Origin of the sequence: Pseudomonas sp. UBA6310 (assembly GCF_002438225.1) — a bacterium.
Lineage (GTDB): Bacteria > Pseudomonadota > Gammaproteobacteria > Pseudomonadales > Pseudomonadaceae > Pseudomonas_O > Pseudomonas_O kuykendallii.
The window spans coordinates 85,071-97,203 of the sequence record NZ_DJTK01000074.1; the positions used below are offsets into that span (position 1 = coordinate 85,071).

Genomic DNA, 12,133 nt, shown 5'->3' on the forward strand with positions numbered 1-12,133 from the left:
TACAATCAGTTACCGAACGCGCAGGACGAGTCGCCAGCTTTGCGCAGGCAAAGGGAGGTCATTGTACATATCCACTCTGACGCTCACAAATCGTTAGTGGCGTGGCAGTGAATTTTAATGTCGCAATAACGTAGGAATAAGGCGACGGGCCGTGATAGCGGCCGCCGCCTCTAGCCGCCAGGAATCAGCGCGAAGCGCCCATTTCCTGCTGGATGCTGGCGAAGGTTTTCGGCCATGGTTTGCCGGCCTGAACCTTGGCCGGCAGCGTCTTGATCGCCGCCTGCGCCGCCGTGCGGGAGGGGAAGCTGCCATAGGTCACCACGTAGAGTGGCTTGCCCTGGAAGACCTTCTTGAAATACCGGTACTGATCGCCGTTCGCCCGAACGAACGCCTGCGCACTGCTCTCCGACGCCGAACCGAGGATCTGCACGGTGAACGCCGTTGCCGGCTGGGCCCGATACCAGTCCGCGCCCGGCGCTGCCGCAGTCGCCACCGCTGCAGGCTTGTCAACCTTCGCCGTGGTGGGCGCCGCAGGCTTGGTTGCCGCAGGCGGGTTGGACGCCGCGGCGGCGGGCGGCGTGGACTTGGGCTGCGTTACCGGAGCCGGGCTCGCGGTTGGCGCGGTCACTACCGGCGGCGCAGCGGCAACCGGCGGTGCAGGTACGGCGGCGATAGGCGCTGCAGCGCCCGGCTCGGGCAACGGGGCCGGACCGGGAACTTCGGCAGCCGCCTCGTCGCCATCTTCCGTAGCCGCCGCCTGAGCGAGCGGGCTGCGAATGACCGGCTGAGCCTCACCCACCAGCGGCAACGGCAGCGGCTGGGAAGACCCCGAGAACTCGACGGCAGGATTGCCTTCCTGCGATGCCCCCTGCTGCGCCTGCCCGGCAGGAGTGCCTGCCGACTGATCCTGAGGCGCCTGCGCAACGCCAGGAGCGGGTTCGCCAGGGGTCTTGCCGCCCTGCCCCTGCATCAGCCAGGCGGCGAGGACACCCACGAACACCACGACGAGGGCCAGAAGATGCTTCTTCGGCAACTTGAATGCGAAACCGGCGCGCTTGCCCGAGCCGCGCTGCGCCAGCATGGCCTCGATCAACGTCTCGCGCGCCACCTGGTTAATCGCACCCGGCCAACCTTCGGACTGGGCGTGGATATCGGCGATCTGATCGTCCGAGAGGACTTCGATCCCCTGCCCGGCGCCCTCGAGGCGGCGAGCGAGGTAGGCGCGGGTCTCCTCCTCTTCGTAGGGTTGCAACTCGATGACGTGGAAGCACTCTTCCCCGCCGTCGCCCAGATCATCCAGACGCGCGATCAGCGAAGGCTCGCCGAACAGGAACACGTGGGCGCGACCGTCGGCATTGCCCTGCGCCAGCGCCAGCAGGGCCTCGAGCGCATCCGGCTTGAGCGCTTCGGCATCGTCCACGAGCAGATAGACTTCCTGCCCGGTCAGCCCCAGCTGCACCACCTGCGACTGGATAGAGCGGGCATCGGCGGCCTGCATGCCCAGTCCCTGGGCAACCTGCCGCAACAGGCTGGCCGCATCCTCTGCGCCACGCGCGGAAACCACCACGCTGAGCACGCTCTGCTTGTTGGTACTGGCGACCAGAGCCTGGCGCAAGAGGGTCTTGCCACTGCCTTCAGGCCCACTGACCACCAGAAGCAGCTGGCTGTAACGCGCGAGGTGATGAAGCTGCCCCAACACCGGCTTGCGCTGGGCAGCGAAGAACTTGAACCCCGGCACCCGCGGTGCGAAAGGGTCGTGGCTGAACTGGTAAAAACCTAGAAACGCTTCATCGGCATGCAAACTGGTCATGAGCTCTCATTGTTCTCCGAGCTGGCCCACCAGGGCGCGGTAATTCGCGCTCAGGGTGGCGTGCAAAGTCTCATCAGGATAATCCGCCGTAACCACGGCTTCCCCCATCCGCTTCAGCAATACAAGGCGCAACTGCCCATCGAGAACCTTCTTGTCGACGGCCATGTGCTGGAGGAAATCGGCTGGGGTCATCTCTTCGGGCGGCACCACCGGCAGGCCTGCCCCTTGGAACAGGCGAATCCCGCGATCGCGATCCTCTGTGGAAATCCAGCCCAGGCGCCGCGACATTTCCAGGGCCATCACCGTGCCTGCGGACACGGCCTCGCCGTGCAGCCAGGCGCCGTAGCCCTTGTGGGTCTCGATGGCATGGCCAAAGGTGTGGCCCAGATTGAGGGTGGCACGAACGCCGGCCTCACGCTCGTCCGCGCCGACGATACGAGCCTTCGCCGCACAGGATTGCTCGATGGCGTACGTCAGCGCCTGCTGGTCGAGCGAACGCAGCGCATCCATATGCTCCTCCAGCCAGGCCAGGAAACCCTCGTCGCAGATCAGGCCGTACTTGATGACCTCGGCCAGGCCGGCGGAAAGCTCGCGCGGCGGCAGCGTGGTCAGCGTCGAGGTATCGATGAGCACGGCATTGGGCTGATAGAAGGCGCCGATCATGTTCTTCCCGAGCGGATGATTGATCCCGGTTTTCCCGCCTACGGATGAATCGACCTGGGACAGCAGCGTGGTCGGCACCTGGATGAAATCGACGCCGCGCTGATAGCAGGCCGCTGCAAAACCAGCCATATCGCCGATCACGCCTCCACCCAAGGCGATCACCGTGCAACGGCGATCGTGCCGGGCGGAAAGCAGACCGTCGAAAATCAGCTGCAAGGTTTCCCAGGTCTTGAACGCCTCCCCATCGGGAAGAACGATGGCTGTCTGTGCGTAGGCAGCCAGTGCACGCTGCACCGATTCGAGATAAAGCGGCGCGATCGTCTCGTTGGTAACGATCGCCACCTTCTTGCCCGCAACATGACGGGCGAACAGTTCGCCCTGAGTGATGAGCCCGGCGCCAACGTAGATGGGATAACTGCGATCAGCGAGGTCGACGTGAAGAGTCTGCATGAGGCCCCCGTAAAAAAGGCCAATAGGATAGCGCATCCGGCCGGAGTTTAATCCGGCCTCAACGCCTGCAAGCGCTCGAGTATTTCCTGAACGACCATCCGCGGCGGGCGCTGGTCGGTTTCGATGACGATATCGGCAATCTCCCGATAAAGCGGATCCCGAACGGCCATCAGTTCTCGGAGCACCTTGCCAGGGTCGGAAGTGCGCAGAAGCGGACGATTCCGATCCCGCGCCGTACGGTTCAACTGCTGCGCAACTGAGGTGAACAGATAAACGACATCGCCCCCAGCCTTAAGGACGGCGCGATTGTCATCACGCAGCACCGCTCCGCCGCCTGTCGCCAGCACCACGCCATTGAGCTCGCAGAGTTCCGCAAGCATCGAGCGCTCCCGCTCGCGGAAGCCCGGCTCGCCCTCGACATCGAAAATCCAGGGTATGTTGGCACCACAGCGCTGCTCGATTTCCTTGTCGGAATCCTTGAAGGGAAGTCGCAGCTCTTTGGCCAGAAGCCGCCCGATGGTGCTTTTCCCAGCCCCCATCGGGCCAACCAGAATCAGATTGCGCACAGCATCAACGACCCACTGCAATAGCCTGATTGTTCATGATGCGCGGGGTGAGAAAGACCAGCAGCTCGGATTTGGAGTCCTGCACGGTGTCGCGACGGAACAGTCGTCCGAGGTAAGGCAGGTCACCCAGGAAAGGCACTTTCTCGGTGCTCTTGGTTTGAGTATTGGAAAACACGCCGCCTATTACGATCGTTTCGCCATCACTGACGAGCACCTTGGCATTGACTTCGTTCTTGTTGATGGCGGGAACACCATTTGACGCCTCCGCATTGGTGAAGTCAGGCGCATCCTTGTTCACCTTCACTTCCATGATCACCCGATTGTCGGGGGTAATCTGCGGAGTGACTTCCAGCGATAGCGCTGCTTCTTTAAACGAGGTACTGGTGGCACCGCTGGAGCTTGCTTCCTGATAAGGCACTTCAGCGCCCTTGAGGATGCGAGCGGTTTCCTTGTCGGAAGTAACGACCTTGGGCTGGGATACGATTTCGCCGTTACCGGTCGCTTCCATAGCGGAAAGCTGCAGGTCCAAAATCACGTTGTTCGTAATGAAGCCAATACCTATCCCGGAAGTGCTGTTGCTAGCGCCCAAATCGACAAATGGGACAGGGCTACTGCTGGAGCTAGAGCCAGCGCCCGAGCCAGAGCTACTCGTAGGCAATGTGCACCCACCGGCAAAGGGACCACATCCGCCCGTCCCACTCTCATCGATACCAATGTTTCCGTTCTGCCCGTAGCCCGTCCAGTTGCCCTTGTTCAAGGCACCGCCCCAGCGAACGCCCAGCGCCTTATCGTAATCAACGTTTGCCTCGACGATCCGCGCCTCGATCATGACCTGCCGTACGGGGATATCCAGTTGGGTAACGATTCGACGAAGCTCATCCAGACGCTCTTGGGTCTGATAGGCAATGATGTTGTTGGTGCGATCGTCCACGGTGATCGAACCACGCTCGGGCGTGGAAGCAGCGCCTGCTTCGGAACTGGTTACCGACTGGAACAGTTTGGCGATGTCAGACGCCTTGGCGTAGTTCACCTGGATCAAATCCCGACGTAGCGGAGCCAGTTCGGCGATTTGTTTTTGCGACTCCAACTCCTGGCGCTCCCGAGCCGCGATCTCATCGGCCGGCGCGACCAGAAGCACGTTACCGATTTGACGTTTGTCCAGACCCTTGGTCTTCAACACCAGATCAAGCGCCTGATCCCAGGGCACGTTCTGCAACCGAAGTGTGATGCTGCCCTGAACCGTATCGCTGGCCACGAGGTTCAAATCGGTGAAGTCGGCAATCAGCTGAAGCACCGAACGAACGTCGATATCCTGAAAGTTAAGGGACAGTTTTTCACCCGAGTAGGTGAATCTATCGCTCTTACGCTGCTCAACCTCTTCTTTTGCCAGCGGTTTGATACTGATGGTCAGCTTGTTATCAGTCTGATACGCAAGATAATCGTAAAAACCCGTAGGCTCGATATTGATGCTGGTTTGGCCGCCCTGGGTACTCGCACTTACAAACTGAACGGGAGTTGCGAAATCCTTGACATCCAGTCGCACTCGTAGCGACTCGGGCAGTTGGGTATTCGCGAAGTCCAGGCGAATTTTGCCGCCCTGCTCCTGAATGTTCGGACTTACCGTTGGATCGGAGAGTGCAATAACCACATTCCCTTCGCCCTGATCACCACGCTGGAAATCGATCCCGCTGATGGCCTTACCGGCCGGAGCGAAGGTTTTCGAGACAGGCGTAGCAGGCGCTTTGGGGCTGACAGGCGCCTGGACGGCGACCGGCTGAGGAACGGGAGCACCAAGAGCCCCTTCACCCACCACGACATACAGGTTATTGCCTTCAGCACGGGTGCTGTAGGGCACGAGAGTCGCCAGATTGACGATGAGACGCGTGCGGTCCTTCACCTCGACGACAGTGACGCTTCGCGCGTTGCCTACGCCGAGTTCCTTGTTCTTGGCACCCAGCTTACTGCTGACACCGGGCAGATCGAGCGCAATACGGGCCGGTTGTTCGATGGTGTAACCGCGCGGAACTGGAACAGGCTCGTCAAAGGACAACTTCAGCTCGACACGATTGCCCGGCAACGCCGCGACATCCAAACCCTGGAGATTGGCCGCCAACACTTCAGGCGCAATCAGAGCCGCCAACATTGATAGAGCTAGGCGCGAAAGTTTGCTGTTCATTCTCTGATTCCGTTGTGCTGACTGGCAATAATTCTTCATGTCCCTGTCCCTATGAGCGTTCTTTTAGGGCCAGGCTACGCGGCCTTTCCAACCAGCCACCCTCTCCGTCTGGAACGACTTCCACAACTTCGATCGCGTTCTCGTTGATGGCCACAATCCGTCCGTTGTTTCTGCCGAGGTAGTCCCCGACACGAATTCGATGGACCCCACCGGCGCCCCGCACCAAGGCAAACATCCCACCCTCGTTGGAAAGCGTGCCGACCATCTCGAACGTTTCGATATTGAAGCCTTCAAGGAACTGCTTGACCCGTGTTTCGTCCGGCTTGATGTCCTTGGAGCCCTTCTGCTGCCGAGCCAGATCGATCTTCACCGGGGGCTGGAATGGACTGCGCATGGCGGCGGCGCTGTAGGTGAAGGCCTCGTACGGCTGAAATTTGGGCAACGGCTCGATCGAGCCCTTCGGTCTCGCGCGAACCTCGTCCATGTAGCTCTGCAAATCGCTGAAGTCGTTGCTGACACCGCAACCCGCCAGAACCAGCACCAGAGCGGTGCCTACAACAAGATGGGCGCTTCTCATTTCTGCACCCCGGTCTCGTTGTAACGATAGGTCTTGGCCAAGATGCTCATGCGCAACTTGTTGGGGCTGGCAGCGTTAACCGGCTTGATGTCGAAATCGTGCAACGTGACGATCCGCGGCAAGCTGGCGACACCGCTCACGAACGTCGCCAAATCGTGATAAGCGCCCACTACCGTAATTTGTATGGGAAGTTCGATATAGAACTGCTGCGCGGCCTCCGGAAGCAATTTGATCTCCTCGAATTCCAGCCCGCTGCCCAGCCCGGTACGCGTAATGTCCTCAAGCAGGCCAGGGACTTCGGTATCGCTGGGCAACTGCCTGAGCAGGGCGCCGAAGGAAACTTCCATTTCCTTCATTTGCTCCTTGTAGGCTTCTAGGTTGGCGGACTGGAATGCCTTGCTGGAGAACTGCTCCTTCAACGTCAGCTCTTCGCTACGCTGCTGATCGAGATCAGCCTGAAGATCCTTGAGATGGAAGTTGTAACCAAGCGCCAGAACCGCAACCAGGAGCAGGAAACAGGCTATCGCCTTGACTGGCGCCGGCCATGAACCCAGGTTGTTCAAATCCAGATCGCCCAGATCCACCTTGCGCAAACTAGCCAGGGAATCGGCAAGACTCATTTCGCGGCTCCTTCCACATCAGCTTTCGGCTGGGTCTGCTGCACCGTCAGCTGGAAGACGTTCGCCTGGTCAACTTCCCCGGCGGTCACAGCCTTTACTTCCGTGAGGTTAGGCGCCGTGAGCCATTGCGAGGAATCCAGATTGCGCATCAGGTTGGAGACCCGATTGTTGGATTCAGCAGCCCCGGTGATAGCGATCGTCGAGCCGTTCATTCTCAGCTCGGTGAAATACACACCTTCCGGCAACGTACGAACAAGCTGATCGAACACTCGACCGATGATCGGACGATTTCCCTGCAGGTCCTGAATGATCTTCATCCGCTCGAGCAGTTGCTGGCGGCGGGTCCTCAGCTCTCTGATCTCCGCGATCCTTGCATCAAGCAGGGAGATTTCCGTGCGCACATAGTCGTTGCGGGCACGCTGGTTCTCTATCGCGGAATCCAGATACTGGGAGGCCAGAAAGACCGCGCCACCAGCCACCAACAAGACACCACCCAAGGTAACGAGGAAGCGCTGCTTGCGCTCTTCGCGAAGCTGCTCGCGCCAAGGAAGTAAGTTGATCCGTGCCATGTCAGTCGAAACTCCTCATCGCCAGACCGCAGGCGATCATCAACGCCGGCGCATCACTGGCCAGGGCACCCGCGTTGACTTTGCCGCTCAGGGCCATATCGGCGAAGGGGTTGGCAACCAGCGTCTGAGTGCCGATTTTCTGCTGGATCAAACGATCCAGATCGGGAATGGAGGCAGTGCCACCGGCCAACATGATGTAGTCGACGTCGTTGAACTGACCCGCGGCGAAGAAGAACTGCAGGGAGCGGGAAACCTGCTGGACCACGGCCTCCTTGAACGGCAGCAACACTTCGCTTTCGTAGTCATCCGGAAGGCCGCCCTGCTTCTTGGCAAGGCCGGCTTCCTCTACCGACAGGCCATAGCGACGCTGGATTTCCTCGGTCAGCTGGCGCCCACCGAAAAGCTGCTCACGGGTATAGATGGTGCGGCCATTGTGCAGCACGCTGAGGGTGGTCATGGTGGCGCCGATGTCCACCACGGCAACGGTCATCTCGTCCCGTTCGCCCCCCAGTTGCTCGGCGAGAAGACCATAGGCACGCTCCAGCGCATAGGCTTCGACGTCCACGACCTTGGCCGTGAGACCGGCCAACGCCAGCGCCGCCTCACGGACCTCGACGTTCTCCTTGCGGCAAGCAGCCAGCAGCACTTCAACCCGCTCGGGATTGCGTACCGAGGTGCCCTGAACTTCGAAATCGATGGCAACTTCTTCCAGCGGATAAGGAATGTACTGATCAGCCTCGATCTTCAGCTGGTTTTCCAACTCGTCATCGTTGAGACCCGATTCCATTTCGATCGTCTTGGTGATGACTGCGGAGCCGGCCACGGCCACTGCAACGGCCTTCACGCCGGTCTTGGCCTTGGCTGTCACACGAGCGAGCGCCTGCCCCACGCCCTCGAGTTCGGCGATGTTCTTTTCCACTACGGCGTTTATCGGGAGCGGCTCGACGGCATAGGCCTCTACTTTGTAGCGGCCACCTGAGCGACTCAGTTCGAGGAGCTTTACCGAGGTCGAGCTGATATCGATCCCCAGCAGCGTATTCGCTTTCTTGGTGAAGAGCCCTAGCACGTCCGATTTCCTATTGGCATCCGCTACTTACGGACTATTTATGTTTTTTCACATTAAATAACAGTCTTGACAGAAGCGCAAATGGCTCCCCGGCAAAAAAACCGCTTATAATGTGAACGGCTTTCCGCTTTCCGCTTCGCCTTCTGCTAACTCATTCTTTTATCTGGAAAACCAAGCATTTGATACGCCTGCTGAAATTCTTCTGGTGGTCTTGCGTAGCCGTTTTCTGTGGCCTTTTGCTTGGTCTCAGTGGCGCCTTTCTTTATCTGAGCCCAACCCTCCCTTCCGTGGACTCACTGCGCAGCATCCAACTGCAGATTCCGCTGCGTGTGTACAGCAGCGACGAGAAGCTGATCGCCGAATTTGGCGAGATGCGGCGTACCCCCATCCAGTTCGCCGACATCCCCAAGGACTTCATCCAGGCCCTCTTATCCGCCGAGGATGACAACTTTGCAAACCATTATGGCGTCGACGTCAGCAGCCTGATGCGCGCCGCCTCTCAACTCTTGAAAACCGGCCATATTCAGAGTGGCGGCAGCACCATCACCATGCAGGTGGCGAAGAACTACTTCCTCACCAGCGAGCGCAGCTTCTCGCGCAAGATCACCGAGATACTGCTCGCGCTGCAGATCGAACGTGAGCTGAGCAAGGACGAAATCCTCGAGCTCTACGTCAACAAGATCTACCTGGGCAATCGCGCCTACGGGATCGAAGCCGCCGCTCAAGTCTATTACGGCAAATCCATCCGAGACTTGAGCCTCGGGCAGATGGCGATGATAGCCGGTCTTCCGAAGGCGCCCTCGCGCTACAACCCACTGATGGACCCGGTGCGCAGCAAGGAGCGGCGCGACTGGATCCTCGGGCGCATGTTCCGCCTCGGCAAGATCGACGAGTCGCGCTACAAGGCCGCACTGGCCGAACCGATCGATGCCCGTTATCACGTGCAGACGCCCGAGCTGGCCGCGCCCTACATCGCGGAAATGGCCCGCGCGGAGATGGTCGGCCGCTTCGGTAGCGCCGCCTACACCGACGGATTCCGCGTCACCACGACCGTGCCGAGCGACCTGCAACTGGCGGCCAACAAGGCGGTGCAGGACGGACTGATCAGCTACGACCAGCGCCACGGCTATCGCGGCCCGGAAACCCGCTACCCGAACATGACCCGCGAGGCCTGGCTCCAGGAACTGCCCAAGTACCGCACGCTGGGGAGTCTCGAGCCGGCAGTGGTCAGCCAGGTGGAGAGCAGCGGCATCCTCGTGCTGACCCGCGACGGGAAAGAGGAAGCCGTCGCCTGGGACAGCATGAAATGGGCCCGCCCGTTCATCAACAGCAACAGCATGGGCGCGCGCCCGCAGAAGCCGGCGGACGTGGTGCAGGTGGGCGACCTTGTTCGCGTACAGCGCCAGGAAGACGGCAGCCTGCGTTTCAGCCAGGTGCCGAGCGCACAGAGCGCGCTGGTCTCGCTGGACCCGAACAACGGCGCCATCCGCGCCCTGGTCGGCGGCTTCGCCTTCGAGCAGAGCAACTACAACCGCGCGGCCCAGGCCAAACGCCAGCCGGGGTCCAGCTTCAAACCCTTCATCTATAGCGCGGCGCTGGACGCTGGCTTCACGCCCGCGAGCCTGGTGAACGACGCACCGATCGTCTTCGTCGACGAGTACCTGGACAAGGTCTGGCGGCCGAAGAACGACACCAATACCTTCCTTGGCCCGATCCGCCTGCGCGAAGCGCTGTACAAGTCGCGTAACCTGGTCTCCATCCGCCTGCTGCAGACCATCGGCATCGACTACGCCCTCAACTACGTCAGTCGCTTCGGCTTCAACAAGCAGGAGCTGCCGCGCAACCTGTCGCTGGCGCTGGGCACGGCCAACCTGACGCCGATGGAAATCGTGACCGGCTGGAGCACCTTCGCCAACGGGGGCTACAAGATCCAGCCCTACCTGATCCAGCGTATCGAGAGCCGCGACGGCGAGGTGCTGTTCACCGCCAACCCGCCGAGCGCAGCAGCGGCCACGCAGGATGCCGAGCCGCGCACCCAGACCGCCGAGGAAGCCACCGGCGGCAGCGGCACGGACGAAGCGAAAGACCCGCAGGCACCCGCCGTCGCCGAGCGCATCGTCGACCCGCGCACCACCTACATCCTTACCAGCATGCTGCAGGACGTGATCAAGCGCGGCACCGGCCGGCGCGCCCTGGCGATGGGACGCGGCGACATCGCCGGGAAGACCGGCACCACCAACGAATCCAAGGACAGCTGGTTCTCCGGCTACAACGCCGATTACGTGACCAGCGTCTGGGCCGGCTTCGACCAGCCGGAGACCCTCGGCCGCAGCGAATTCGGCGGCACCGTGGCATTGCCGATCTGGATGAGCTACATGAGCGCCGCGCTCAAAGGCAAGCCGGAGCACGCGCCGGCGGAACCGGACGGGATCATCTCCCTGCGCGTCGACCCTGTCAGCGGGCGCGCCGCGCCACCGGGATCGCCCGATGCCTACTTCGAGCTGTTCAAGAGCGAGGACTCGCCGCCGCCGATGAGCGAGATCGAGCCCGGTATGAGCGCGCCGGGTAGCCCGTTGCCAAGCGACGAAGCGGCGCCGATCGACCTGTTCTAGAACGCTCCCGACGCAAAAAGAAAACCCCGCCTAGGCGGGGTTTTTCTTCGTTGCCGAAGACTCAACCGAGGAACACGTCATCGACGCTCTTCAGCGGGTAGTGCTTCGGATAAGGCAGCGTGGCGACACCGGTTTCCACGGCGGCCTTGGCCACCGCCTCGGAAATCACGGTGATCAGGCGAGGGTCCATCGGTTTCGGGATGATGTACTCGCGACCGAAGCTCAGGGCGATGCCGCCGTAGGCGTCGCAGACTTCCTGCGGCACCGGCAGCTTGGCCAGGTCACGCAGGGCCAGCGCGGCGGCGATCTTCATCTCCTCGTTGATGCGCTTGGCGCGCACGTCGAGGGCGCCACGGAAGATGAACGGGAAGCCGAGCACGTTGTTCACCTGGTTCGGATAGTCCGAACGGCCGGTCGCCATGATCACGTCGTTGCGCGTGGCATGGGCCAGCTCCGGGGCGATTTCCGGGTCCGGATTGGAGCAGGCGAAGACGATCGGGTTGGCCGCCATGCGCGCCAGGTCTTCCGCCTTGAGCAGGTTGGCGCCGGAAAGACCGACGAACACGTCGGCGCCGTCGAGGGCGTCGGCCAGCGTGCGCTTGCCGGTCTCGTGGGCGAACACCGCCTTGTACTGGTTGAGGTCGTCGCGGCCGGCGTGGATGACACCCTTGCGGTCGATCATGAAGATGTTCTCGACCTTCGCACCCATGCTCACCAGCAGCTTCATGCAGGACGTGGCGGCGGCGCCGGCACCGAGGCAGACGATCTTCGCTTCGGGCAGGGTTTTGCCGGCGATTTCCAGGGCGTTGAGCATGCCGGCGGCAGTGACGATGGCGGTGCCGTGCTGGTCATCGTGGAACACCGGGATATCGCACTGCTCGATCAGTGCGCGCTCGATCTCGAAGCACTCGGGCGCCTTGATGTCCTCGAGGTTGATGCCACCGAAGGTGATCGAGATGCGCTTGACGGTGTCGATGAACGCCTGCGGACTTTCCGCATCGACTTCGATATCGAACACGTCGAT

Annotated in this window: 10 protein-coding genes; 1 reads left to right on the forward strand and 9 read right to left on the reverse strand. The window is 61.1% G+C overall.

Going from position 1 to position 12,133, the window contains the following annotated elements:
* Positions 1–184: 184 nt before the first annotated feature.
* Genes B3E91_RS18370 through B3E91_RS18405 form a run of 8 tightly spaced genes read right to left on the reverse strand, consistent with a single transcriptional unit; the run spans position 185 to position 8,497 of the window.
* The gene (locus B3E91_RS18370) at positions 185–1,810 is read right to left on the reverse strand and encodes an AAA family ATPase (protein WP_287030878.1); all 1,626 of its coding nucleotides are present in this window, start codon (positions 1,808–1,810) and stop codon (positions 185–187) included.
* A 6-nt stretch (positions 1,811–1,816) separates the two neighbouring features.
* Positions 1,817–2,923, reverse strand: coding sequence for a 3-dehydroquinate synthase (gene aroB / locus B3E91_RS18375; protein ID WP_287030879.1), 1,107 nt, complete (start codon positions 2,921–2,923; stop codon positions 1,817–1,819).
* Positions 2,924–2,970: 47 nt separating this feature from the next.
* The gene (aroK, locus tag B3E91_RS18380) at positions 2,971–3,489 is read right to left on the reverse strand and encodes a shikimate kinase AroK (RefSeq protein ID WP_090227370.1); all 519 of its coding nucleotides are present in this window, start codon (positions 3,487–3,489) and stop codon (positions 2,971–2,973) included.
* 4 nt (positions 3,490–3,493) lie between these two features.
* Positions 3,494–5,665 carry a type IV pilus secretin PilQ gene (gene pilQ, locus B3E91_RS18385; protein ID WP_287030882.1) on the reverse strand — a complete coding sequence of 724 codons (2,172 nt, stop codon included), beginning with the start codon at positions 5,663–5,665 and terminating at the stop codon, positions 3,494–3,496.
* 49 nt (positions 5,666–5,714) lie between these two features.
* Positions 5,715–6,242 carry a type 4a pilus biogenesis lipoprotein PilP gene (pilP, locus tag B3E91_RS18390; RefSeq protein WP_287030883.1) on the reverse strand — a complete coding sequence of 176 codons (528 nt, stop codon included), beginning with the start codon at positions 6,240–6,242 and terminating at the stop codon, positions 5,715–5,717.
* A complete protein-coding gene (gene pilO / locus B3E91_RS18395) occupies positions 6,239–6,862 on the reverse strand; it encodes a type 4a pilus biogenesis protein PilO (RefSeq protein WP_090225668.1) in 624 nt (207 codons plus the stop codon). Before pilO ends, pilP begins: the two co-directional genes overlap by 4 nt.
* On the reverse strand, positions 6,859–7,431 hold the full coding sequence (locus B3E91_RS18400; protein ID WP_287030884.1) for a PilN domain-containing protein: 573 nt from the start codon (positions 7,429–7,431) through the stop codon (positions 6,859–6,861). The genes pilO and B3E91_RS18400 overlap by 4 nt, the downstream gene beginning before the upstream one ends.
* A gap of 1 nt (position 7,432) precedes the next feature.
* Positions 7,433–8,497 carry a pilus assembly protein PilM gene (locus tag B3E91_RS18405; protein WP_090225665.1) on the reverse strand — a complete coding sequence of 355 codons (1,065 nt, stop codon included), beginning with the start codon at positions 8,495–8,497 and terminating at the stop codon, positions 7,433–7,435.
* 182 nt (positions 8,498–8,679) lie between these two features.
* Here B3E91_RS18405 and B3E91_RS18410 point away from each other — a divergent pair, with 182 nt between their 5' ends.
* A complete protein-coding gene (locus B3E91_RS18410) occupies positions 8,680–11,109 on the forward strand; it encodes a penicillin-binding protein 1A (RefSeq protein ID WP_286784341.1) in 2,430 nt (809 codons plus the stop codon).
* A 61-nt stretch (positions 11,110–11,170) separates the two neighbouring features.
* Here B3E91_RS18410 and B3E91_RS18415 read toward each other — a convergent pair.
* A partial coding sequence (locus B3E91_RS18415) for a malic enzyme-like NAD(P)-binding protein (RefSeq protein ID WP_287030886.1) occupies positions 11,171–12,133 on the reverse strand: 963 nt, incomplete at its 5' end.